The sequence below is a fragment of the Roseococcus sp. GW821-FHT12F05 genome, from assembly GCF_058806835.1.
This window is the reverse complement of sequence record NZ_JBXAQB010000008.1, coordinates 194662-219150: the sequence shown is the minus strand read 5'-3', so window position 1 is coordinate 219150 and position 24489 is coordinate 194662. Positions and strand designations below refer to the sequence as shown.

Genomic DNA, 24489 nt, shown 5'->3' with positions numbered 1-24489 from the left:
CCGGCGCGTCTTGCCTCGGCGGACCCTGCATGCCGCAATGCCGGCCTGGGATCGTGACCGGAGCATGAGCATGCGCGCTGTCCGCTGGATGGGTTTGCTGGGACTGGTCCTGTTCGCCGGCATGGCGCAGGCGCAGCCGACGCGGCAGGTGCGCATCGTGGTGCCCTTCGCCGCCGGCGGCTCGGCCGACGTGCTGGCGCGCATCACCGCCCAGGCGCTCTCGGCGCGCTGGGGCCAGCCGGTGGTGATCGACAACCGTCTCGGCGCCGGCGGGCATATCGGCGGCGAGAACGTGGCGCGCAGCCCCGGCGACGGGCACACGCTGCTGCTCGGCAGCATCGGCATCCACGCGGCCTACACCGTCTACCGCAACCTGCCCTACAGCCCGAAGGACGAGCTGACGCCGGTCACGATGCTGGCGGAATTCCCCAACGTCATCGTGGTGCATCCCTCGGTGCCGGCCCAGAACCTGCGCGAGCTGGTGGCACTGGCCCAGGCGCGGCCGGGCACCATCACCTTCGGCTCCGCCGGCAACTCCACCTCGACGCACATGGCCGGCGAGCTCTTCATGCTCGTCACGGGGCTGCGGCTGATCCACGTGCCCTATCGCGGCTCCTCCCAGGCGCTGAACGACGTCATGGCGGGCAACATCAACATGATGTTCGAGAACCTGCCGACCATCCCGCCCGTGGCGCGCGACGGCCGCGTGCGCCCGCTCGCCATCACCAGCGCCACGCGCTCGCCCGCGCTGCCCGACGTGCCGACGGCGGCCGAGGCCGGCGTGGACGGCTATGTCGCGACGGCCTGGTTCACCATCGCCGCGCCCGCCTCGACGCCGGCGCCGCTGATGGAGCGGCTCAACGCCGACCTGCGCGCCGTGCTCACCGACCCCGCCATCCGCGACCGCTTCCAGACCTTGGGCGCGACGCCGATCGGGGGCAATCTCGACGAGACCCGCAGCTTCCTCGCCGACGAATCGGTGAAGTGGCAGCGCGTCGTGTCTTCTGCAGGGATACGTCTCGACTGATGTTCGATCCGGTACGGTTGGAGCTGCTCTGGACGCGGCTCGTCTCCATCGTGGACGAGGCGGCCGCCGCGCTGCTCCGTTCCTCCTTCTCGACCGTGGTGCGCGAGAGCCACGATTTCGGCTGCGTGCTGACGGATGCGCGCGGCCAGTCCATCGTGCAGGCCACGGACTCCGTGCCGAGCTTTCTGTGCACCCTGCCGAACACGGTGCGGCACTTCCTGAAGGAGTATCCGCCGGAGACGCTGGCGCCGGGCGACATCCTCATCACCAACGACATCTGGATGGGCACCGGCCACCTGCCGGACATCACGGTGGCCAAGCCGATCTTCCGCGACGGGGTGCTGGTGGGCTTCGCCGGATCCATCGCGCATTCGCCGGATATCGGCGGGCGCATCCGCTCGGCCGAGGCGCGCGACGTCTTCGAGGAGGGGCTGCAGATCCCCATCATGAAGGCCGTCGCGGCCGGCGTGCCCGATGCGACGCTCATGAAGATGCTGCGCAAGAACACCCGCGTGCCCGACCAGGTGCTGGGCGACCTGCACGCGCAGTTCGCCGCGCTGGACCTGATGGAACGGCGCGTGCTCGGCCTGCTGGCGGAACATGATCTGCCGGATCTCGCCGGTCTCGCCGAGGAGATTCAGTCGCGCTCGGAGCGCGCCACGCGCGCGGCGATCGCGGCGGTGCCGGATGGCGTGTATCGCGCCGCGGTACAGACGGACGGGCTGGAGCAGCCGCTGAAGCTGCAGCTCACGCTGACGATTTCCGGCGACGAGATCGTGGCGGATTATGCGGGCTCGGACCCGCAGGTGGCGCGCGCGATCAACGTCTGCCTCGCCTATACCTTCGCCTACACGGCCTTCGCGGTGAAGGCGGTGCTCTGCCCCGCGGTGCCGAACAACGAGGGCAGCTTTCGCCCGCTCACCGTGACGGCGCCGGAGGGCTGCATCCTCAACTCCACCCATCCCGCGGCCGGCGGCGCGCGGGCGCTGACGGGGCACTTCCTGCCGGCGCTGGTGATGTCCGCGCTGGCCGATGCGCTGCCGGACCGCGTGGTGGCCGGCGTCGGCTCGCCGCTGTGGTGCCTGGGCTTCTCGGGGTTCCGCGCGGATGGGAAGCCGATCGCCAATGCGCTCTTCCTCAATGGCGGCTACGGCGCCAGCGCCGCCATGGACGGCGCGAACGTGCTGAGCTGGCCCTCCAACGTCTCCTCCGCCTCGGTCGAGACCATCGAGCAGACGGCGCCCTGGCATGTGCGCTTCCGCCGGCTGCGCGAGGGCACCGGCGGGGCCGGAAGGCATCGCGGCGGGACCGGGCAGGAGACGCTCTACGAGAGCCGCTCGGACCAGCCCATCGCCGTCACCTTCCTGGCCGAGCGCACGCAGGAGAATTCGGCCGCGCCTGGCTTTGCGGGCGGCAGGCCGGGCGCGCCCGGGGCGGTGATCATCGACGGCGCCGTCGTCGATCCCAAGCGCCAGCACATCGTGATGCCCGGCGGCACGGTGGAGATGCGCACCCCCGGCGGCGGCGGGCACGGCGACCCCGCGAAACGCGACCCCGCCTTGACCGAAGCTGACAAATTGGACGGTTACGCTTGAGCTCCTCGCATGCGCTCGCCATCGACATCGGCGGCACCTTCACCGACCTCGTGCTGCACGACCCCGATACGGGCCGCTTCAGTGCCTATAAGGAGCTGACGACGCCGGACGAGCCCGCGCGCGGCGTCATCGCCGGCATCCGGGCGCTGCTCGATCGGGAGAAGGTCGCGCCGGCGCAGATCACCCGCGTGGTGCATGCGACGACGCTGCTGACCAACGCGCTCATCGAGCGCCGCGGCGCGCCGACGGGCCTGCTCACCACCGAGGGATTCCGCGACATCCTCGAGATCGGGCACGAGCGGAAATACGAGATCTACGACCTCTTCCTGCCGCTGCCCGCACCGCTGGTGCGCCGCGCCTGGCGGCTGGAAGCGAAGGAGCGCCTGCGGGCGGATGGCAGCGTCGAGATCGCGCTGGACGAGGCTTCGGTGCTGGCGGCGGCGGACCGGCTGGTGGAGGCGGGCGTCACCTCGCTGGCCATCGGCTTCCTGCACAGCTACGCCAATCCGGTGCATGAGCGGCAGGCGGCGGCGTTGATCGCGCGGCGGCACCAGTCGCTGCATCTGTCCCTCTCCAGCGATGTCTCGCCGCAGATTCGCGAGTACGAGCGGATCTCCACGACGGTCGCCAATGCCTATGTGAAGCCGCTCGCCTCCGGCTATCTGGACCGGATGGCGGCGGAGATTTCCGCGCTGGGCATCGGCGCACCCCTGTTCCTGATGCTCTCCAATGGCGGGCTCACGCATATCGACGAGGCCAAGCGCATCCCCGTGCGGCTGCTGGAATCCGGGCCGGCCGCCGGCGCGCTGGCCGCCGCGGTGCTGGGCGCGCGCAGCGGGGCCACGGATCTGCTGGCCTTCGACATGGGCGGCACCACGGCCAAGCTCGCGGTGGTGCGCGACGGCGTGCCGCGCGTGGCGCACAAGTTCGAGGCCGCGCGCGAGCGGCGCTTCACCACGGGCAGCGGGCTGCCGCTCAGCATCTCCGCGGTGGAGCTCATCGAGATCGGCGCCGGTGGCGGCAGCATCGCGGCGCTCGACCCGCTCGGGCTGCTGAAGGTGGGCCCGCGCAGTGCAGGCTCCGCGCCGGGGCCGGTCTGTTACGCCCGCGGTGGCACGGAGCCGACGGTGACCGATGCCAATCTCGCGCTGGGCTGCCTCGATGCGGCAGGCTTCGCGGGCGGCACCATGCGCCTCGACATCGAGGCCAGCGAGGCGGCGCTCGGTGCGCTCGGCACGGCGGCCGGCATGGGGATGGAGGACGGCGCCGCCGGCATCCAGGCCGTGGTGAACGAGACCATGGCCGCAGCGGCCCGCGTGCACCTGGCCGAGCAAGGCGGCGAGGGGCGCGACCACGCGCTGCTCGTCACCGGCGGCGGTGGACCGCTGCACGGGCCGGAGGTGGCGCGGCGCCTCGGCCTGAAGCGCGTGATCTGCCCGCCCGCGGCCGGCGTGGCCTCGGCGCTCGGCATGCTGCTGGCGCCGGCGCGCGTGGATCGCGTGGCGACGCTGGCGCGGACGCTGGATTCGCTGCCGCCCGAGGAGCTGGAGGCGCGCTTCGAGGCGCTGGAGCGTGACGCGCGCGGGATCATCGCCGTCACCCTCGGCGCTGGCGCCGAGGTGAAGATCGAGCGCACGGCCGATCTGCGCTTCGCCGGGCAGGGGCATGAGCTGGTCACGGTCCTGCCGCCCGGCCCCTACGACGCGGCCAGCCCGGCTGCCATCCGCGCGCTGTTCGAGGCCGCCTATCGCGAGGTCTTCGCGGGCGTGCCGCCCGTCGCCACGGTCGAGGTGGTGAACATCCGCCTCGCCGTCACGGCGGCCACGGGCGATGGCCGCCTCGATCCCGCCGTCGCCGCGACCGGCAGCGCCACGCCGCGTGCGATGCGCCGCGTCCGCTTCGGCGAGGCGATGCAGGAGGTCCCCGCCTATCGCCGCGAGGCGCTGGGCGCGGGGCAGGGGATCGACGGCCCCGCGGTGGTGGAGGACGGCATGTCCACACTGTTGCTGCCGCCGGGATCGCGCGCCACGCTGGAGGCTTGCGGCAATCTCGTGGTGGAACTCGCATGATCCGACGCCGTCTGATCCTCGCCGCGCCGCTGCTGGCGACGCCGGCCATCGCGCAGCCGCGTGGACCTATCCGCGTGCTGGTGGGCTTCGCGCCGGGTGGCGCGGTGGACCAGTCGGTGCGCATCGCTGCCGATGCCGTGGCGCGGCGCGGCGGACCCGTCGTCATCGCCGAGACGCGCAGCGGCGCGCTGGGCTTTCTGGCCGCGCAGGCGGCGTCGCGCTCGCCGCCGGACGGGCTGACGCTCGCCTCGGCCATCATGGGCATGATGTCCGTGGCGCCCGCCGTGCCCGGCTCGCAGATCCCGCTGGATCTGGACCGGGACCTCACGCCCGTCTGCAACCTCACGGGCACGCCGATGGCGCTGATCGTGCCCGGCAATTCGCCGGACCGCACGGTTGCCGACCTCGTGGCGCGCGCGAAGGCGCGGCCGGGCGAGCTCAGCTATGCCAGCACGGGCAACGGCTCCACCAACCAGCTCGCCGCCGAACATTTCGGGGCCGAGGCGGGGCTGCGCTTCGTCCATGTCGCCTATCGCGGCGGCGCGCCGGCGACGCTCGACGTTGCGGCCGGGCGCATCGACCTGATGTTCGCGAATATCGCGGAGGTGGTGGAGCTGATCCGCGGCGGGCAGGTGCGCGGCCTCGCGCTGGCGGCGACGAAGCCGAGCGCGATGGTACCGGACATGCCGCTGCTGACCGCCGATTACCCGGCGCTCGACATGAACAACTGGTTCGGCCTGATCGGGCCCGCCGGCATGCCGGCGGAGCTGGTGCAGCAGGTGGGGCATCTCTTCACGGATGCGCTGGCCGATCCCGCCACGCAGCCCATTCTCGCCGCGCGGGGGATGGACGCGATTCCGGAAGTCGGTCCAGCCTTCGCCGCCCGAATCCGACGTGACCGCGAGCGCTGGGCGCGCGTCGCGGCGCAGGGAAATATCCGCGCCGATTGAGGAACGCATGTCACTGTCTCTGGGAATCGACATCGGTGGCACCTTCACCGATCTGGTCCTGCACGATCCCATCTCCGGCCGCGCCACCATCTGGAAGGAGAGCACCACGCCGGACGATCCCGCGCGCGGCGCGCTGGCCGGCGCGCTGGAGGTGCTGCGGCGCGCGGGGCGCGAGCCGGGCGAGGTCGGGCGCGTCGTGCATGCGACGACGCTGTTCACCAATGCGCTGATCGAGCGGAAGGGCGCGAAGACGGCGCTCATCACCACCGCGGGATTCCGCGACGTGCTGGAGATCGGGCGGGAGCGGAAGTACGAGCTCTACGACATTTTTCTCACGATGCCGAAGCCGTTGGTGACGCGCGATTGGCGGCGCGAGGCGCGGGAACGGCTGGCGCCGGACGGCAGCGTGGAGATCGCGCTCGATCTGGATGCGGCGATGGGTGAGGTCGAAGCGCTGGTGAAGGATGGCACGGAAAGCCTCGCCATCGTGTTTCTCCACGCGCATGCCAATCCCGCGCATGAGCGCGCCCTGGGCGAGGCGGTGGCGAAGCGCTTTCCGGAGCTGTCGCTGTCGCTTTCGTCGGAGATCGCGCCGGAGATCCGCGAGTATCCGCGGACCAGCACGACCGTCGCCAACGCCTATGTGCGGCCGCTGGCCGATCGCTACCTCGCGCGGATGGAGTCCGAGCTGCGCAAGGCCGGCATTCCCGGCGGGCTCTTCCTCATGCTGTCCAATGGCGGCCTCACCCATGTGGCCGAGGCGCGGCGTGCGCCGGTGCAGCTGCTGGAATCCGGGCCGGCCGCCGGCGCGCTGGCGGGCGCCTGGTTCGGCCGGAATGCCGGGTTGGATCGCGTGCTGGCCTTCGACATGGGCGGCACCACGGCCAAGCTCGCGCTGGTGGATGACGGCGAGCCGCTGGTCGCCTGGGGCTTCGAGGCGGCACGGGAAAAGCGCTTTCTTCGCGGGAGCGGGCTGCCGATGCAGATCGCGACGGTGGAGCTGATCGAGATCGGCGCGGGGGGCGGCAGCCTGGCGCGGCGGAGCGGCCTGGGCACGCTCGCGGTCGGGCCGGAATCGGCCGGCGCGCAGCCGGGGCCGGCCTGCTACGGCCGCGGCGGGACGGAGCCGGCTGTGACGGATGCCGACCTGGCACTGGGCTATCTCGACGCGGGCTTCTTCCTCGGCGGCGAGATGCGCATCGACAAATCCGCTTCCGATGCCGCGCTGCGCGGGTTGGCGGAAAAACTCGAGGTCGCGGAGGAGCGCGCCGCCATCGGCGTGCACGACGTGGTGAACGAGAACATGGCCGGCGCGGCCCGTGTCGCCATCGCCGAGCGCGGCCGCGTGCCGCAGGACTATGCGCTGCTCGCGACCGGCGGCGCCGGGCCGGTGCATGCCTGGGCGGTGGCGAAGCGGCTCGGCATCTCGCGCGTCGTCTGCCCGCCGGGGGCGGGCGCGGGCAGCACCATCGGCATGCTCATGGCGCCGGCGCGCGTGGATCGCGTGGCGCATTACGGCGCGCGGCTCGATGCGGCCGAGCCGGCCGACATGGGCGCCATTCTCGGCGGGTTGGAGGGGGAGGCGCTGGAGGTGCTGAAGGGCACCGGCGCCGAGATCGAGGCACGCGCCGCCACGCGGCTCGCGGACATGCGCTATGTCGGCCAGGGCAGCGAGCTCACCATCGCGCTGCCCGATGATTTTTCGCGCGACGGCGTCCGCGCCGGCTTCGAGGCGTCCTACAGGCGGCTCTTCGGCCGCACGCCGCCGGGCGCGGCCGTCGAGTTCGTGGCGCTGCGCCTCTCGCTCACCGCGCCCATGCCCGGCGCGGGCGGCACGCTGGACCTGCCGCGGCACGCGAAGGGCGCGGCGCTGAAGGGGAAGCGGCGGGTGTACTTTTCCGAGTCGGGCGCGCCGGTCGAAGCCTCGGTCTACGACCGCTACGCGCTGTCGGCCGGCGATGTCATCCAGGGGCCCGCGGTCTTCGAGGAGAACGAGAGCACCTTCATCATCGGCCCCGGCGCCACCGCGCGCCTGCTGCCCGACGGAAGCATCCTCGCCGAGGAGACCGCGCCATGACCCGCACCTTCGATGCCATCGAGCTGGAGCTGCTGTGGCGCCGGCTCATCTCGCTCGTCGACGAGGCGGCAGCGGCGCTGGTGCGCACCAGCTTCTCCACCCTCGTGCGCGAGAGCTACGACTTCTCCTGCATCGTGACCGACGTGCGGGGGCAGTCGCTCGTGCAGGCGACGGAGAGCATCCCGAGCTTCATCGGCACGCTGCCCGCCACCGTGAAGCATTTTCTCGACTTCTTCCCGCCGGAGAAGCTGGAGCCCGGCGACGTGCTCGTCACCAACGACATCTGGCTCGGCACGGGGCACCTGCCGGACATCACCGTCGCCAAGCCGATTTTTCTGGATGGACGGCTGGTGGCTTTCAGCGCCTCCACCGCGCATGCGCCGGACATCGGCGGAAAGATCCGCAGCCCGGAGCCGCGCGAGGTCTTCGAGGAAGGCTTCCAGATCCCGCCGATGAAGCTCATGCGGCGCGGCGAGGCGGACGAGACGCTGGTCGCGCTGCTGCGCAAGAACGTCCGCACGCCGGACCAGACGCTGGGCGATCTCTGGGCGCAGGTCGTGGCGCTGGACGTGATGGAGGAGCGGCTGCTCACCCTCATGCGCGGCCACGGGCTGACCGACCTCACCGATCTCGCGGCGGAGATCCATGGCCGCTGCGAGCGCGCGATGCGCGCCGCCATCGCGGCCCTGCCGGACGGCACCTATCGCAGCGAGTTGCAGACGGATGGCGTGCTCGACACGCCCATCACGTTGAAGATGGCGCTGACCATCAAGGGCGACACGATTTCGATGGACATGACGGGCAGCGATGCCCAGGTCGATCGCGCGATCAACTGCGCCATGTGCTACACCTATGCCATGTGCATGTACGGGGTGAAGGTCTGCACCGAGCCCTCGCTGCCGAACAACGAGGGTGCCTTCCGGCCCATCAGCGTGGATGCGCCCGCCGGCTGCATCGTGAACCCGGTGTTTCCGGCCTCCGGCGGCTCGCGCATGCTCATCGGCCACTACCTGCCGATGCTGGTCTTCGGCTGCCTCGGCCAGATCGTGCCGGAGCGCGTGATGGCCGCCTGCGGCTCGCCCATGTGGGGCATGAACCAGTCCGGCGTGCGCGAGTTGGCGCCCGGCGTGCTCAAGCCCTACGCCAACATGTTTTTCTATAACGGCGGCATGGGGGCGAACGGCGCCGGGGACGGGATTTCCTGTCTCTCCTGGCCGTCGAACGTATCTTCTACGTCGGTGGAGGTCAGCGAGCACATCGCGCCTCTGCGCTTCCACCACAAGCGCCTGCGCGAGGGCAGCGGCGGCGCCGGGAAGCACCGCGGCGGCCTGGGCCAGGAGATCCTGATCGAGACGCGCAGCGAGACGCCCATCGCCGTCTCCTTCCTTGCGGAGCGCACGGTGATCCCGGCCTTCGGCATCGAGGGCGGCGCGGCCGGCGCCTGCGGCGAGCTGCGGATCAACGGCGAGAAGGTCGATCCCAAGCGGCAATACGTGCTGCGGAAGGGCGAGACCATCCTGCTCGCCACCCCCGGCGGCGGGGGGCACGGCGTCCCGGATTGACGGGTGGTCTGAGCGGGATGACCGGAGGCGCGAAGGCGCCGGAGGTCTGAATCCCGCGACCATGGTCTCGACAAATCCGGCGAGGGGTGAGGCGGGAAAACCAGCCTGAACCCGGCCTTGTCCCTTGTCGCCGGACGTTCATCGAAGTGCTGCGTCGCTGACATGAAGCACCCGTAACCACCCCCCCGCAGCACGGAGGTGGTGAGCACGATGTCAGGAGTGGCCCTGCGCGGCATCCACAAGCGTTTCGGCGCAACGGATGTGCTGCGCGACGTGACGCTGGAAGCGAAGCAGGGCGAGTTCCTCGCGATCCTGGGCGCGTCCGGCTGTGGCAAGTCCACGCTGCTGCGCATCCTCGCGGGGCTGGAGACGGCCGACGAGGGCGAGGTCTGGGTCGACGGCAAGCGCATGGACGCGCTGCCGCCCAAGCAGCGCAACCTCGCGATGGTGTTTCAGTCCTACGCGCTCTACCCCTACATGACGGTGGGGCAGAACATCGCTCTGCCGCTGGAGATGCGCCGGCTTTCGGCGTTGCAGCGCGTGCCGCTGCTGGGCCGGCTGATGCCGGGGACGGGGGCCGCGCGCCGCGCCATCGCGGGCGAGGTGGAGGCGGTGGCGAAGCCGCTCGGCCTCGTGCCGCTGCTGGCGCGCAAGCCCGCGCAACTCTCGGGCGGGCAGCGCCAGCGCGTGGCGCTCGGCCGCGCCATGGTGCGCCGGCCGGCCGCCTTCCTGATGGACGAACCGCTCTCCAATCTCGATGCGCGCATGCGCGGCGAGGCGCGCTCGGAGATCGTCTCGCTGACGCAGCGCCTCGGCGTCACCACGCTCTACGTCACGCACGACCAGAACGAGGCCATGGCGATGGCCGATCGCGTGGCCGTGATGCAGGCCGGCCGGGTGCTGCAATTCGCCCCGCCGCAGGAGCTCTACGACGAGCCGGCGAGCCTGGATGTCGCGCGCTTCGTCGGCTCGCCGCCGATGAACGCGCTGCCGGCGCAGATGCACGCGGACGGCGCCATCGAGGTCGCGGGCACGCTGCTGCCGTGGCGCGGGCAGGGGGCGCCGGGCACCGTCACCTTCGGCGTGCGGCCGGAATCCTGGCAGCCTGCTGGACACGGCATTCCCGCTGATGTTGCGCGGCTTGAGCATCTGGGCGCCGAGACGCTGATCCACGTCACGGTCGGTGGCCACCCCGCCATCGTCCGAGTGGCGCCGGAAGTCGCACGCGGCCTGACGCAGGGCGAAAGCCTGCGCCTTGCCGCCTCGCGCGCGCTGCTCTTCGGGCCGGGTGGTCTCCGCCTGCCGATGCACGCGACCATCCGGGAGGTGGCCCTTGGCTAGCCCCCACCGCGCCGAGGCCATCGCCGCCTATGCGCTCGCCGCGCCGGCCTTCCTGCTCATGTGGGCGATGCTGCTCGGGCCCGCGGTCGCCGTCGCGCTGCTCTCGCTGACCGACTGGAATTTCGGGGAGCCCACGATCGCCTTCGCCGGGCTCGGCAATTACGAGGAGCTCTGGGGCGACCGCGTCTTCTGGATCTCGCTGCGCAACACGCTGATCTATGTGGGCCTCGCCGTGCCGCTGACGGTGGGGCTGGGCCTCGCCGCGGCCATCGCCATCGAGAGCGGCGCGCGTGGCCGCGCCTTCTACCGCGCCGCCTACTTCCTGCCCGTCGCCTCCACGCTGCTGGCGATGGCGCTGGTCTGGGAGTTCATGTTCCACCCGACGGTGGGCTTCGTGAACCAGGCCTTTCGCCTGGTCGGCCTGCCCACGGACGACTGGCTGCAGAACCCGGACACGGCGCTCTACGTGCTGATCGTGATCGGCGTCTGGCAGAATCTCGGACTGGCCATGGTGCTCTTCATGGCGGGGCTGAAATCCATCCCGCCGGACCTCTACGAGGCCCTGGCGATGGACGGCGCCGACGGCGCCTGGGAGCGGTTCCGGCGCGTCACCTGGCCGATGCTCGGGCCGGCGCTGGTCTTCGTCGTCGCCATCACCGCGATCCGCAGCTTCCAGGTCTTCGACACGGTGGCCGTGCTGACCGAGGGCGGGCCGAGCAAGTCCACGGAAGTGCTGCTCTACACCATGGTGCAGCAGGGCTTCACCTTCCTGCGCAGCAGCTACGGCGCGGCGATCACCATCGTCTTCCTCGCCTTCACCCTGCTGGTGACGCTGGCGCAGACGAAGCTTTTGGACAGGCGCGCCCACTATGGTTAAGGCTGCGCTCCGCCACACCGTCCTGATGGCGGGCGCCGTCGTCATGCTGGCGCCCTTCGTCCTCATGATCTCGCTCTCGCTGAAGTCGCCGGGCGAGATTTTTTCGCCGCACTTCACGCTGTGGCCGCAGCAATGGGCCGCCTGGGAGAACTACCACGCCGCCTTCACCAAGGTGCCGCTCGCGCGCTTCCTGCTGAACGGCTTCATCGTCACCTTCTGCATCTTCGCGGGACAGGCGATCACGGCGCTGCCCATGGCCTATGCGCTCGCCAAGCTGCGCTGGCGTTGGCGCGAGACGACCTTCGCGCTGGTGCTGCTGGCGCTGCTCGTGCCGCCGCAGGTGCCGGCCATCCCCCTCTACATCGGGATGTGGCAGCTCGGCCTGCTCAACACCTACGCGGCGATCATCCTGCCGAGCACCATCAGCGTCTTCGGCATCTTCCTCATGCGGCAGTTCTTCCGCACCGTGCCCGACGACCTGATCGCGGCCGCGCGGATGGACGGGCTGTCAGAGCTGGCCATCGTCTGGCGCATCATGCTGCCGACGGCGGCGCCGGCCATCGCGGCCTTCGCCTGCCTCTCCTTCATCTGGAACTGGAACGAGTTCTTCTGGCCGTTCCTCGCGGTGCAGGACGAGAACCTGATGACGCCGCCGCTCGGCATCGCCTTCTTCTCCAACAACGAGGCGGGCACGGCCTATGGGCCGCTGATGGCGGCGGCCTGCGTCGTGACCGCGCCCCTCGCGATCGCCTTCCTCCTCGCCCAACGCGCCTTCATCGCCGGCGTGACCATGACGGGCGTCAAGTGAACAAGGAGCCTTTGCCCATGATTCCTCGCCGCACCCTCCTCGGCGCGAGCCTGGCCGTGCCTGCCGTCGCGCGCGCGCAGTCGGCCACGCTCACCGTCAGCTACTGCAACCCCGTCGTCTTCCGCGAGCCGATGGAGCGCATCGCGGCCCTCTTCGAGAGCCGCACCGGCGCGAAGGTCACGCTGCGCGCCCCCGAGGAGGACTACGAGGTCCAGCTGCAGCGCACGCTGCGCGACGCGGTGACGAACAGCCTGCCGGACCTCTCGCTGCAGGGTCTCAACCGGCAGCGCACGCTGCTGGAGCGCGACCTGCTGGTGGACCTCAAGCCGCTGCTGGACGCCGACCCTGAAACCCCCACGCTCGGCTACTCGCCGACCCTGCTGACCATGGGGCAGGCGCCCGCGCCGGGCGGGCGCGTGGTGCAGAGCGGCGTCGGCTTCGCCATCTCCACGCCGATCCTCTACTGGAACGCCGAGCTCGTGCGCCGCGCGGGCGGCGACCCCGCGAGCCTGCCGCGCGACTGGGACGGCGTCATCGCGCTGGGCCGCCGCATCGACGCGCTCTCGGAGGAGGTCCGCAGCCTCTTCTTCAACTGGACCGTCACCGGCAACTGGATGATCCAGGCCCTCGTCTTCGCCCAGGGCGGCGCGATGATGGATGCGGCCGAGACCCGCGTGACGCTGGCCGATGCGCCGGCGCTGACGGGCCTCTCCGTGCTGCGCCGTCTCGTGGACGAGGCCGCGATGCCCGACCTGCGCCTCGCCCCCGCCGAGACCGAGTTCATGGCGGGACGCCTGGGCCTCTTCATGGGCAGCACGGCGCGCATCGGCGCCTATACGCGCGGCATCGGCGAGCGCTTCCCGATGGTCTGCTCGCCCTTCCCGATCCCGGTCGAGGGCGGCCGCGTTCCGGCCGGCGGTGCGGTCGCCGTGCTGCACGCGCGCGACGCGGCAAAGCAATCCCTGGCCTGGCAGTTCCTGAAGCTCGCCACGGGCCCCGACGGCGCCAATCTCATGGTCCGCCACACGGGCTACATGCCCGCGACGACCGTGCCCGCGGAGCGCGAGGACTTGCTCGCGCCCTTCTACCGCGCCAGCCCGAACCACAAGGTCTCGCTGGACCAGCAGGGCGTCATGACCGGCTGGTACGCCTTTCCCGGCCAGAACGCGCTGCGCATCACCGACCTCATCAACGACCACGCGCAGGCCATCGTGGCCCGCCGCGAGACGCCCCAGGACGCCGCCACCGCCATGACCCGCGAGATCACCGCCCTCCTGCCGCGGCGGCGCGCATGAGCGCCGCCGCCCGGATCCTGCTGCTCTCGGACATCCACCTGTCCCGCGCGCGGCCGTACTTCCACGCGAACTGGGAGCTGATGCTGCGCGCGATCGCGGAGATGCCGAAGCCGGATCTCGTGATCGTGACCGGCGACCTCGCGCTGGACGGCCCCTCGCGCGAGGATGATATCGCCTTCGCCCGCGCGCAGCTCGATCGGCTGCCGGCGCCCTGGCATGCGGTGCCCGGCAACCACGACGTCGGCGGCAACCCGCCGGACGCGCGCGGTGAGCATGTGGTGGACGACCACCTGCGCGACGCCTGGCTGCGTCACTTTCCCAGCGACTTCTGGTCCATCGACATTCCCGGCTGGCGGCTGATCGGCCTCGACAGCCTGATCTGCGGCAGCGGGATGCGCGCCGAGACGGAGCAGGCGGAATTCCTCGACGCCGCCGTCGCCGGCGCCGAATCCCGCCGCGTCGCGATCTTCATGCACAAGCCGCTCTGCCAGCACGACGTGCTCGAGGCCGAGCCGAGCACCACCTGCTGGTTCCCGAACACGCGCGAGCTCATCCAGCGCCATGTGCGCGATGGCCGCATCCAGCTTCTCGTCAGCGGCCATCTGCACGAGGCGCGCGACCGGATCGTCTCCGGCACGCGGCATCTCTGGCTGCCGGGCCTCGCCTTCGTGAACGACGCGGTCTGCGAATGGCAGGTCTCGCGCGGTGGGCGGCGGCGCGTGGGCTTCGTCACGGCCGTGATGGAATCGGCGCCCGTCCTCACCTGGCACGAGCCCCATGCGCTGCTGAACATCGACATCGGCAACTGGCTCCGGATGGGCGGGATCGGCCTCTACAAGCCGCTCGCCGGCGAGGACCAGCCGTACCCCGGACTTTTCCCCCAAAGCTGAGAGGACTCCCCATGCGACTGGAACGCCGCGCCCTTCTGGGTGCCACCGCCGCCGGACTTTCGGCCCCGCTCCATGCCCGCGCGCAGTCGCAGGGCGTGGAGCTCTCCGTGCAGTATTCCATCCCCGAGGTTTTTCGGGGGCTGATGGACGAGCTCGGGGCGAAGTTCACGCAGAAGAATCCGGGCATCCGCGTCGCCTTCCGCGCGCCGGAGCAGGATTACGAGGCGATCCTCCAGCGCAACCTGCGCGACGCCGTCACGCGCCAGCTTCCGGACGTGGCCTTCCACGGCCTGAACCGGCAGCGCACGCTGGCCGAGCGGAACATCCCGGTCGACCTGAAGCCCTTCATGCAGGCCGAGCCTGATATCGCCGCGCAGGGCTATTCGCCGACGCTGCTCTCCATGGGCCAGGTCGGCGAGGCGCAGACGGGCATCGGCTTCGCGATCTCCACGCCGATCGTCTACTACAACGTCGATCTCATTCGCCGCGCCGGCGCGGATCCCGAGAACCTGCCCGGCAGCTGGCAGGGCATCGCCGAGCTCGCCCGCACCGTCCACGGCAGCGCCGAGAACGTGAACGGGATGTTCTTCGACTGGACCGTCACGGGCAACTGGTGCTGGCAGGCGCTGGTCTTCAGCCATGGCGGCACCATGCTCGACGCCGAGGAGCGCCGGGTCGCCTTCGCCGACGCGAACGGCCAGCGCGGCATGGCCGCGCTGAAGACCATGCTGGAGGTCGGCCGCATGCCGGACCTGCGCGCAGCCACCGCCTTCAGCGACTTCTTCGCGGGGCGGCTGGGCATCACCATCCAGTCCACCGCGCAGCTTGGTCGCTTCAACCGCGAGATCGGCGGGCGCTTCCCGCTGGTCTGCGGCCGCTTCCCCATCCCCGGGCCCAACGCCCGCCTGCCGGCCGGCGGCAATGTCGCCATGATGTTCACCCGCGATGCCCAAAGGCAGCGCGCGGCCTGGGAGTTCATCAAGTTCGCCACCGGCCCCGAGGGCGCGACGATGATGGTGAACCACACTGGCTACATGCCCGCCAGCACCATCCCGGCCGAGCGCGAGGAGCTGCTGGGCCGCTTCTACCGCGAGAACCCGAACCACATGATCAGCCTGCGCCAGCAGGATGTGATCACCGGCTGGTACGCCTTCCCCGGCCAGAACGCGCTGCGCATCACCGACGTGATCAACGACGGGCTGCAGTCGGTCGTGGCGCGCCGCGCGGAGCCGGAGGCCGGCCTGACGCGGATGGCGGCGGAGGTGCAGGCGCTGCTGCCGCGGCGGTGAGGTGGGAGGGGCGGGGGCCTGTGTCCCCGTCCTCTCTCCGCGTGACAGACGCGATGGAGGGAACCCCGCAGCGACACTATGATGCGACATGTAACGGCTAGAAGCGTTCCCATCGAAACGGCCGGTCACGCGACCGTGCCCCGCCATCGAGAGGAGACCGCCATGAGCCGAGCGTTCCGCGTCCTTGCCGTGCTCGCGACCGCCAGCATGACCGCCTGCGCCGTGGCCCCGGGCCCCGTCGAGCAGCAGGCCACCCAGGCGAACATCGCCTGCCAGCAGGGCTACTACCAGGCCTGCCAGCAGGCGGCCTATCTGGCGCCCGCCGCCAATGCCGAGCGCGCCCAGAACCAGCAGGCGGCCAATGTCGGCACCGCCGTGGCCGCGGGCCTGGTGGGCGTGGCCGCCGGCGCCGCGATCGCCAGCTCCTCCGGGCCCTACTACGGCCGTGGCTACTATGGTCGCGGCTATTACGGCCGGGGCTACTATCGCCGCTGGTAGCCGAGGTCAGTCCACCCTGGCGCCGGACACCTGAACGACCCGGCGCCACTTCTCCAGCTCGGCCTGCTGGAAGCGCTGGGCCTCGGCCGCCGTGCCGCCGGCGGGCAGGGCGCCGACGGTCGCGAGGCGCTGGCGCACGTCGTCGCGGCGGACGGCGCGGTCCACCTCGGCGGCGAAGCGCTCCAGGATGGGCGCGGGGGTGCCGGTGGGCGCCGCCAGCACCACCCAGGAGCCCAGGTCGAAGCCGGGGATCGCCGCCTCGGCGATGGTGGGCACGTCCGGCAGGCCGGGCCAGCGCTGGGCGCTGGTGACGGCGAGGATGCGGATCTGGTTGCCGCTCATGTAGCTGAGCCAGGTGGGCAGCCCGTCGATGACCATCTGCACCGTGCCGGCGACGAGCGCCTGCGCGGCCGGCGCGCCGCCGCGGAAGGGCGCGTGCTCCAGCTGGATGCCGGCCTCGCTGCGGAACATCTCGGTGATGAGGTGGCCGGTGGAGGCATTGCCGCTGGAGCCGTAGGCGAGGCGGCCGGGCTCGCGCCGGGCGAGGGCGATGAACTCCTGGAGGGTATTGGCCGGCACGCCGGGGTGGACGACCAGCACCTGCGGGAAGCTCGCGACATGCGAGACCATGACGAAGTCGCGCGCCACGTCGTAGGGCAGCCGCGCGTACATGTGCGGGTTGATGGCCAGCGTGCCCGGCGATCCCACGAGGAAGGTGTAGCCGTCGGGCGCGGCGCGGGCGGCGGCCTCGGTGCCGATATTGCCGCTGCCGCCGGTGCGGTTCTCCACGACGAAGCTCTGGCCGGTGCTCTCGCCCACGGCCTGGGCGGCGATGCGCGCCACGACGTCGGCCGCGCCGCCGGCGGCGAAGGGGAGGATCAGGCGCACGGTGCGCGTGGGCCACACAGGCTGTTGCGCCGAGGCGGCGCCGGTCGTGAGCGCCAGGCAGGCGGCAAGCAGCAGGCGTCGCATCATCCGAGGCTCCGGTCCGAGATGGGAAGGTCGGTCAGGAAGAGGTGCCCCGGCGCATGCGTGATCATCTCCGGGATGCCGCTGGCCAGCGCGGCGGCCTGGGCGGTGATGCCGCAGGCCCAGAAGCAGGGCGTCGTGCCCGGCTCCGGCTCGGGCGTGCGGCCCCAGTCGCAGGCGCCGAGGTCGGCGATGCCGATGGCGGCGGGGTCGCCGACATGCGCGGGCCCGCCATGGCAGAGCGGGTAGTTCGAGGTGAGCTCGATCACGCGCTGGAGCAGATGGGTCGGCACCGCCCGGTAGGAGACGACGACGGGGCCGTGGAACACGCCGGCGGGGCGCGTCGCGATGCTGGAGCGGTACTGCGCGGGAAAGGCGGTCTCGCGGACGAGGTGGGGGAAGGGGATCTTCGCGTCGATCATGGCCGCGTCGAGCGAGAGGTTGCAGCCGGTGAGGAAGGCGACGTGGTCGTCCCGCCAGGTCTCGCGCAGGTTCGCGACGCGATCGACCATCACGCCGTCGCGGTAGATGCAATAGGCGGGGATGTCCGTGCGCAGGTCGGAATCGGGGGCCGCGAGACGGGCGAAGGGCTCGCCCGGGTCGGTCACGTCGAGCAGCGGGAAGGCGCGCGGGTTGCGCTGGCAGAAGCGCATGAAGTCGAAGGCATGGCGCTCCGGCACGATGGTGACGTTGGCCTGGTGGTAGCCCAGCGCCATGCGCTTGGTCGTGCCGGTCCAGCGCCCCGCGCGGACGGCGGCGCGCACCTGGGACGGCGAGGCATGCGCGAGCTCGTCCCGCTGCAGCGGCGCGAGGAGGGTCATCCGCAAAGCTCCACAAGGGCATGCGCGACGGTGCGCGCGGTGGTCGACAGCTCCGTAACATGCACCCGTTCGTCCGGTGCCGGCCACTCCGGGTAGCGCTTGATGTCGCCCGCGCCGAACTGGATCGAGGGGATGCCGGCCGCCGTCATGATGTTGCCGTCGCCGAAATTGCCGATCCGCTCGACGCCGCCGACCTGCGGCTCCTCGCCCGTCGCGGCGCGGTAGCCGTGGATCATGGCGGCGACCAGCGGATGCTCGTCCGGCAGCTCGGTCGGGTCCATGAAGAAGGGATCCTCGGGGCCGTTGGCGGGGATGATGACCTCGCAATCCAGCGCCGGATGCTGCGCCTTGAGGCCGGTGACCACCGCCTCCACGTCGCGCGTCACGCTCTCCAGCGTCATGCCCGGCACGGTGCGGACCTGGAAGATGAGGTCGCTCGCCGTGCCGTAATGGTCCTTGCCGATGGCGTCGTAGCGGATCATCGGGAAGCCCGGCAGCTGCGGATGCGCGCGGAACTTCGCCCAGCCGTTGTGCGGCAGCGGCGAGAGGCTCGGGCCGAAGGCGCCGACCATGAGGGCCTGCTGCTCGATCGGGTTGAAGTAGCCGGCCCGCGCCTCGTCGGTGAAGCGGAAGAAGAGGCCGGGCGTCTTCGTGCGCAGCCGCACGCGCACCGAGCCCACGATCACCGAGCCGATGGTGTTCGCCGAATGCTCGAGGTTGATGCAGTAGTCGGCCGTCACGCCGTTCTTCACCAGCGTGCGCGTGCCCGTGCCGCCGACCTTGTGCGCCGCCACCGGGCAGAACAGCACGTCGCCCCTGAGCCGGATGCCGGCCTTCTGGATGGCCAGGATCGCGGAGAAGGAGGCCGCCAGGTTGCCCTTGTCGTCCTGCGCGCCGAGGCCCCAGATCCAGCCGTCCTCGTACTTCGCCTCGTGCGGATCGACGGTCCAGCCCGGCATCATCACGTTCACGTCGAGATGGCCGTTGATCATCACCGTGGGCCCGCCGCCGGTGCCGCGCAGGCGGCCGATGGACTGGCGGGTCATGCGCTCCTTCTGCAGCGGGTGCTGCACGGGCATCTCCGTGATCTCGAAGCCGGCCTCGCCCATGCGTTCCGCCATGAAGTCCATGACGGGGCCTTCCTCGAAGTGCTGGCTCGGAATCCGGATCATCCGGCGCAGCAGCTCGACCATCGCCGTCTCGTCGATGGCGGCGAGCGCTTTCGCCGAATTCGTGAGAGTATCCATCATGCCGTCCTTGACGCGTTTTTCCGTGGCAAGCTTCAATCAGAACGCCCGCCTTGTGAAGCCGGGCCTTATAAGGAGTCCACCATGCGGAGCCTTCGTCGCGCCCTCGTCCTGGCATTCTCAGTCATTATAATCTTTCCTGCGCTGGCGCAGCCTCGCTTCCCCACGCAGCCGCTGCGCATCATCGTGCCCTTCGCGCCCGGCGGCGCGCCGGACATCGTCGCGCGCGTCCTGGCCGAGAGGGCCGGCACCGAGCTCGGCCAGCCCGTCCAGGCCGAGAACATCACCGGCGCCGGCGGCAACATCGGCATGCAGGCGGGCGCGCGCGCCAATCCCGACGGCCACACGATCCTGCTGTGCACGCTGGGCTGCGCCTCCAACCTCTACCTCATGGACAATCTCGGCTGGGATCCGCGGCGCGACATCCGGCCCGTCATCATGGGGGGCATCGTGCCCAACGTGCTCGTCGTCGGGCCGCAGGTCGCGGCCGCCAATGTCGCGGAGTTCCTGGCCCTGGCGCGCGCCCGGCCGGGGCAGCTCACCATGGCCTCCTCGGGCGTCGGCTCCGCCTCGCACCTCGCGGGCGAGATGTTCAAGGCCATGGCCAACGTCTCCATCGAGCACGTGCCCTATCGCGGCTCCACCGCTGCGCTGCCCGACATCATGGCGGGACGCGTGGATTCCATGATCGTCAGCCTTCCCGAGGCGCTGGCGCATATCCAGTCCGGCCGCCTGCGCGCGCTCGGCGTCAGCTCCGCCACCCGCTCGGCGACGCTGCCCGACGTCCCCACCATCGCCGAGGCCGGCGTGCCCGGCTACGACGCCGTCGCCTGGTCGGCCCTGGTCGTGCCCGCGGCCACGCCGGACGCCGCCGTGGCGCGCCTGCACGCCGCCTTTGCCGCGGCGCTGCGCGACCCCGCCGTGCAGCGCCGCCTCGCCGAGCTCAGCATCGACGCCCCCGGCGGCAGCCCCGAGGACCTCCAGCGCTTCCTGAACAACGAGATGGAGGCCTGGGGCCGCCTGATCCGCGAGCGGGGGATCCGGGCCGGCTGAAGCGTGATGGCCGGAGGCGCGAAGGCGCCGGAGGTCTGAATCACGCGTCCGAACAAGCGTGATGGCCGGAGGCGCGAAGGCGCCGGAGGTCTGAATCACGCGTCCGAGCGAGCGTGATGACCGGAGGCGCGAAGGCGCCGCAGGTCTGAATCACGCGCCCGGACCATCCGGGCCCCCCCAAACCTTCATATGGGGGGACCAGACCAGGAGTGGGGGCGAACCACCCCTGCGTAGAATGGTCCCGCCGCCGCCCCGCCTGCCAGTCTCGCCATATGGAGGGCGCCCCGACCCCGGCCGGCGAAGGGCGAAAGGGTGCCGCCAGCCTCCGAGGGGCGGCGCGCGACCTCCATCGGTTCCGGCGCGCGGGCGGCCCAAGGCGCCTGCGCGCCGGCCGACTGCGGCGCGGCCCGGAGAGCAGGAGTGGGATGCCATGGACAGGATCGCCCTCGTCACCGGCGGCAGCCGGGGCCTCGGCCGCAGCACGGTGCTCAGCCTCGCGGAGCGCGGCGTCGACGCGATCTTCACCTACAACGCCAACCGGGCGGCCGCCGACGAGGTGGTCGCGGCGGCCGGCGCGATGGGAGTCCGGGCCGTCGGCCTGCAGCTCGACACCGGCGACGTCGGCGCCTTCGACGGCTTCGTGGGGCGCGTGCGGTCCGCCCTGGCGGAGCTGGGCGCCGAGCGCTTCGACTATCTCGTGAACAATGCCGGCATCTCGCACCACGCCGCCTTCGACCAGACGACCGAGGCGGAGCTGGACGGCCTGTACGACGTCCATTTCAAGGGCGTGTTCTTCCTGACGCAGAAGCTCCTGCCCCTCATCCGGGACGGCGGCCGGATCGTGAACCTCTCGACCGGGCTCACCCGCATCACGGTTCCGGGCAGCGCCGCCTATGCCGCCATGAAGGGCGCCGTCGAGGTCCTGACCCGATACCTCGCGAAGGAGCTGGGCCCGCGCGGCATCGCGGTGAACACCGTCGCGCCCGGCGCCATCGCGACCGATTTCAGCGGCGGCATGCTGCGCGACAATCCCGAGCTGAACCGGCGCGTCGCTGACATGACGGCGCTCGGCCGGGCCGGCCTGCCGGAGGATATCGGCCCGATGGTCGCCTCGCTGCTCTCCGAGGAGAACCGCTGGGTCAATGCCCAGCGCATCGAGGTCTCCGGCGGCATGGCCCTGTAGGGTCTCGTCGAAGCCGGCAATCGCGGACAAGAGACCGTCACCCTGGACAATCCCGGACGGCGGCCCACGGCCTACATCCTCCTCGTCAGGGCGCGCGGCGCTGCGGGCGGCAGCCTGCGGGGCGGCGGTGCCCGAGATGAGGAAGGGATCCGCCATGTCCGACGACATCACCCATCGCCGCCGCCTGCTGGGCGCCGCGGTCATGACCGCAGCCGCCGCCGGGCTCGGCGGCATCGGCCCCGCGGAGGCGCAGTCCGGCAGGCCGGCGCAGGCGATCATCCCCGCGATCCCGGCGGGGACGAACACGTCCTTCGGGGCGCTGAAGCAGGTCGAAGCCGGGGCGCTGAATATCGGCTATGCCGAGCTCGGCCCCGCCGGGGGCCCCGTGGTCGTCCTGCTGCACGGCTGGCCCTACGACATCCACACCTATGTCGATGTCGCGCCCCTGCTGGCGGCGAAGGGCTACCGGGTGATCGTGCCCTATCTCCGCGGCTACGGCACGACGCGCTTCCTCTCCGCCGACACGGCGCGGAACGGCCAGCAGGCGGTGGTCGCCGTCGACGTCATCGCCCTGATGGACGCGCTCGGGATCGGGAGGGCGACCCTCGGCGGCTGCGACTGGGGCGCGCGGACGGCCGGCATCGTCGCGGCGCTCTGGCCGGAGCGCTGCAAGGCGCTGGTCTCCGTGAGCGGCTATCTGATCGGCAGCCAGGAGATCAACCGGACGCCGCTGCCGCCGGCGGCCGAGCTGTCGTGGTGGTACCAGTACTACTTCGCCACGGAGCGCGGCCGGATCGGCTACGACCGGTACCGGCGCGACTTCTCGAAGCTCATCTGGCGGCTGGCTTCCCCGCAATGGCGCTTCGACGACGCCACCTTCGACCGCAGCGCGACCTCCTTCGACAACCCGGATCACGTGGCCGTCGTCATCCACAATTACCGGTGGCGGCTCGGCCTGGCCGAGGGCGAGGCGCGATACGACGACCTGGAGCGGCGGCTGGCCGCCGGCCCGGTGATCGGCGTGCCGACCATCACCCTGGAGGGGGATGCCAACGGCGCCCCGCATCCGGATCCCGGCACCTATGCCCGGAAGTTCTCGGGCCCCTATGCGCACCGGCTCGTCACGGGCGGCATCGGGCACAACCTGCCGCAGGAGGCGCCCACGGCCTTCGCCCAGGCCATCGTCGACGTCGACGGGTTCTGAGGCGGATGGTGCCGCGTCACGCCGGATGGCTCGCGGGCGCGGCGGCGCTCGCCCTGGGGGCCGCCGCGGCCTTCGTCCCGGGCCCCGCGGAGGGGAATGTTGACGACGCCTCGCCGATCTACGGCGTGACCATCCCGCGCGGATACCGGCAGTGGCAGCTGATCGCGCCGGCGCAGGAGGCGGAGCCCCTGAACGAGCTCCGCGCCGTGCTCGGCAATGCCGCCGCGATCCGCGCCTACAACGAGGGGACGCTGCCCTTTCCGGACGGGACCGTCCTGGTGAAGCTGGCCTGGCGGCATGTCCCGTCGCCGGAGTTCGAGCCCGCCTCCGTCCCCGGCGCGGCCACGACGGTCCAGGTCATGGTCAAGGATTCCCGGAGATATGCGGCCACCGGCGGCTGGGGCTTCGGCCGCTTCGTCGACGGCCGGCCCGTCGACGCGGCGCAGCACGAGACCTGCTTCGCCTGCCACGAGGCGCGCGTGCGTGGCCACGACTACGTCTTCACGCGCTTCGCGCCCTGACCTTCGAGGATGCCCCCGGCACCTCGCGGTCAAACCTTCGTATAGGTCCGATAGACCTGCGGGGAAGCGCAGCCGCCCGCAGGTAGAATGGTTTGGCGGCGGGCCCCTTTGCCAATCTCGTCTTCGTGGAGACAGCCCCGTGCTGATCGCGACCCGAAGGAGATGGCGATGCTGGCGAGTGAATGGGAACACGGCGCTGCGGACGTCTGGCGGCAGCATGCGACATCCTTCGGGGCCCCCACACCCTTGGGCTCCCCTTTGGGCTCGAAGCCTCGCCCCTCCCGGCTGAACGGCATGCGCGGGGCCGGCGGCGCCTGCGCGGTGATCGAGGACGAGGCGTGCTGGCGCCGCCCGGCCGGGATCGGGGGCGATCGGCCGGCCTCGGCCAAGGTCCTTGCCTCCCGCTGGCGCGCCTCGGAAGCCGGCCAGAGGGAGGTCAGCGCCACGGGCCCCGCCGGCTATCACACCATCGCCATCGCCCTGCGGCACATGAGCCTCGCCTTCACGGTCAACGGCCGCCTTCTCCACGACGGGCGGGTGGTGCCGGGAATGGTCCAGGTCTCCCGTCCTGGCGAGCGCGTCGGCGCGATGTTCGACGGGGCCTTCGACCTGCTCCATCTCTTCGTCTCCGATTCCCTGCTGGCCGAGTGCCGCGAGGCGATCGGCGACCTCGACGGCCAGGTCGAGCTGCAGGATCCCACCTTCGCGCAGGATGCCGTGATCGAGCGGCTGGCCCATGCGCTGCTGCGGGTGGAGGATGCCGGCGAGTTCGGCCGGCTCTATGCGGAGACGCTGGGCCTCGCAATCGTCTCGCGGCTGCTCGGGCGGCAGAACGGGAGCATTCCGGGCCCGTCCGGCACGGGGGTCGCGCCGCTGCCGAAGTGGCGCCTGCGGCGCGTCACCCAGTTCGTCGACGCCAACCTGGACCAGCCGGTCTCGCTCGCCGACCTGGCGCAGGTCGCGGGGCTCAGCCGCATGCATTTCGCGGCGCAGTTCCGCGCGGCCACGGGCTTCCGCCCGCATGAGTACATGCTCCGGCGCCGCATCGAGCAGGCGCAGGACCATCTCGCCGCCACGGAGGTGCCGCTGGTGGACGTGGCGCTCTCCGTCGGCTTCCGGACGCAGGCGCATTTCAGCACCGTCTTCAAGCGTTTCACCGGCGCCACGCCCCAGGAATGGCGCCGGCAGGCCGGTTCCCTCGGAAGGAGCTGAA

At 71.3% G+C, this 24489-nt stretch carries 21 protein-coding genes; 18 read left to right on the top strand and 3 right to left on the bottom strand.

The annotated features are described in order from the left end of the window. Nucleotides 1-70: 70 nt before the first annotated feature. The 13 genes from AC1ROY_RS20335 to AC1ROY_RS20275 all read left to right on the top strand — a co-directional run bounded on the left by AC1ROY_RS20335 (nt 71) and on the right by AC1ROY_RS20275 (nt 16278). On the top strand, nt 71-1027 hold the full coding sequence (locus AC1ROY_RS20335; RefSeq protein WP_493150697.1) for a Bug family tripartite tricarboxylate transporter substrate binding protein: 957 nt from the start codon (nt 71-73) through the stop codon (nt 1025-1027). Next, nucleotides 1027-2622, top strand: a complete 1596-nt coding sequence (locus tag AC1ROY_RS20330; RefSeq protein WP_493150696.1) for a hydantoinase B/oxoprolinase family protein — start codon at nt 1027-1029, stop codon at nt 2620-2622. The genes AC1ROY_RS20335 and AC1ROY_RS20330 overlap by 1 nt, the downstream gene beginning before the upstream one ends. Next, nucleotides 2619-4691: a hydantoinase/oxoprolinase family protein gene (locus tag AC1ROY_RS20325; protein WP_493150695.1), complete on the top strand. Its 2073-nt coding sequence runs from the start codon at nt 2619-2621 to the stop codon at nt 4689-4691. The genes AC1ROY_RS20330 and AC1ROY_RS20325 overlap by 4 nt, the downstream gene beginning before the upstream one ends. Then, entirely contained in the window at nt 4688-5641 is a 954-nt protein-coding gene (locus AC1ROY_RS20320; protein WP_493150694.1) for a Bug family tripartite tricarboxylate transporter substrate binding protein, read from the top strand. Before AC1ROY_RS20325 ends, AC1ROY_RS20320 begins: the two co-directional genes overlap by 4 nt. Nucleotides 5642-5648: 7 nt before the next feature. Continuing rightward, nucleotides 5649-7718, top strand: coding sequence for a hydantoinase/oxoprolinase family protein (locus AC1ROY_RS20315; RefSeq protein WP_493150693.1), 2070 nt, complete (start codon nt 5649-5651; stop codon nt 7716-7718). Continuing rightward, nucleotides 7715-9280: a hydantoinase B/oxoprolinase family protein gene (locus AC1ROY_RS20310; protein ID WP_493150692.1), complete on the top strand. Its 1566-nt coding sequence runs from the start codon at nt 7715-7717 to the stop codon at nt 9278-9280. The genes AC1ROY_RS20315 and AC1ROY_RS20310 overlap by 4 nt, the downstream gene beginning before the upstream one ends. Nucleotides 9281-9490: 210 nt before the next feature. Further along, on the top strand, nt 9491-10621 hold the full coding sequence (locus AC1ROY_RS20305) for an ABC transporter ATP-binding protein (protein ID WP_493150754.1): 1131 nt from the start codon (nt 9491-9493) through the stop codon (nt 10619-10621). Then, complete coding sequence (locus AC1ROY_RS20300) at nt 10614-11498, top strand: carbohydrate ABC transporter permease (RefSeq protein ID WP_493150691.1); 885 nt, start codon at nt 10614-10616, stop codon at nt 11496-11498. Before AC1ROY_RS20305 ends, AC1ROY_RS20300 begins: the two co-directional genes overlap by 8 nt. After that, nucleotides 11491-12306, top strand: a complete 816-nt coding sequence (locus tag AC1ROY_RS20295; RefSeq protein WP_493150690.1) for a carbohydrate ABC transporter permease — start codon at nt 11491-11493, stop codon at nt 12304-12306. Before AC1ROY_RS20300 ends, AC1ROY_RS20295 begins: the two co-directional genes overlap by 8 nt. A gap of 17 nt (nt 12307-12323) precedes the next feature. Beyond that, entirely contained in the window at nt 12324-13601 is a 1278-nt protein-coding gene (locus AC1ROY_RS20290) for an extracellular solute-binding protein (protein ID WP_493150689.1), read from the top strand. Further along, complete coding sequence (locus tag AC1ROY_RS20285; protein WP_493150688.1) at nt 13598-14491, top strand: metallophosphoesterase family protein; 894 nt, start codon at nt 13598-13600, stop codon at nt 14489-14491. Before AC1ROY_RS20290 ends, AC1ROY_RS20285 begins: the two co-directional genes overlap by 4 nt. Before the next feature lie 11 nt (nt 14492-14502). Next, a complete protein-coding gene (locus tag AC1ROY_RS20280) occupies nt 14503-15780 on the top strand; it encodes an extracellular solute-binding protein (protein ID WP_493150687.1) in 1278 nt (425 codons plus the stop codon). A gap of 162 nt (nt 15781-15942) precedes the next feature. Further along, nucleotides 15943-16278, top strand: a complete 336-nt coding sequence (locus tag AC1ROY_RS20275; protein WP_493150686.1) for a hypothetical protein — start codon at nt 15943-15945, stop codon at nt 16276-16278. Nucleotides 16279-16284: 6 nt separating this feature from the next. On the opposite strand, the gene AC1ROY_RS20270 is transcribed toward AC1ROY_RS20275, so the two are convergent. Genes AC1ROY_RS20270 through AC1ROY_RS20260 form a run of 3 tightly spaced genes read right to left on the bottom strand, consistent with a single transcriptional unit; the run spans nt 16285 to nt 19318 of the window. Continuing rightward, a complete protein-coding gene (locus AC1ROY_RS20270) occupies nt 16285-17253 on the bottom strand; it encodes a Bug family tripartite tricarboxylate transporter substrate binding protein (RefSeq protein ID WP_493150685.1) in 969 nt (322 codons plus the stop codon). Continuing rightward, complete coding sequence (locus AC1ROY_RS20265; RefSeq protein WP_493150684.1) at nt 17250-18068, bottom strand: D-glutamate cyclase family protein; 819 nt, start codon at nt 18066-18068, stop codon at nt 17250-17252. Before AC1ROY_RS20265 ends, AC1ROY_RS20270 begins: the two co-directional genes overlap by 4 nt. Next, nucleotides 18065-19318: a M20 family metallopeptidase gene (locus tag AC1ROY_RS20260; protein ID WP_493150683.1), complete on the bottom strand. Its 1254-nt coding sequence runs from the start codon at nt 19316-19318 to the stop codon at nt 18065-18067. Before AC1ROY_RS20260 ends, AC1ROY_RS20265 begins: the two co-directional genes overlap by 4 nt. Nucleotides 19319-19399: 81 nt before the next feature. Here AC1ROY_RS20260 and AC1ROY_RS20255 point away from each other — a divergent pair, with 81 nt between their 5' ends. The 5 genes from AC1ROY_RS20255 (at nt 19400) to AC1ROY_RS20235 (ending at nt 24488) form a co-directional block, all read left to right on the top strand. Continuing rightward, entirely contained in the window at nt 19400-20368 is a 969-nt protein-coding gene (locus AC1ROY_RS20255) for a Bug family tripartite tricarboxylate transporter substrate binding protein (RefSeq protein WP_493150682.1), read from the top strand. Nucleotides 20369-20798: 430 nt separating this feature from the next. Then, entirely contained in the window at nt 20799-21551 is a 753-nt protein-coding gene (locus AC1ROY_RS20250; RefSeq protein WP_493150681.1) for an SDR family NAD(P)-dependent oxidoreductase, read from the top strand. A gap of 154 nt (nt 21552-21705) precedes the next feature. After that, complete coding sequence (locus AC1ROY_RS20245; RefSeq protein WP_493150680.1) at nt 21706-22755, top strand: alpha/beta fold hydrolase; 1050 nt, start codon at nt 21706-21708, stop codon at nt 22753-22755. Nucleotides 22756-22760: 5 nt separating this feature from the next. Further along, complete coding sequence (locus tag AC1ROY_RS20240) at nt 22761-23276, top strand: cytochrome P460 family protein (protein WP_493150679.1); 516 nt, start codon at nt 22761-22763, stop codon at nt 23274-23276. Nucleotides 23277-23570: 294 nt separating this feature from the next. Continuing rightward, a complete protein-coding gene (locus AC1ROY_RS20235; protein WP_493150678.1) occupies nt 23571-24488 on the top strand; it encodes a helix-turn-helix domain-containing protein in 918 nt (305 codons plus the stop codon). Nucleotide 24489: the final 1 nt, after the last annotated feature.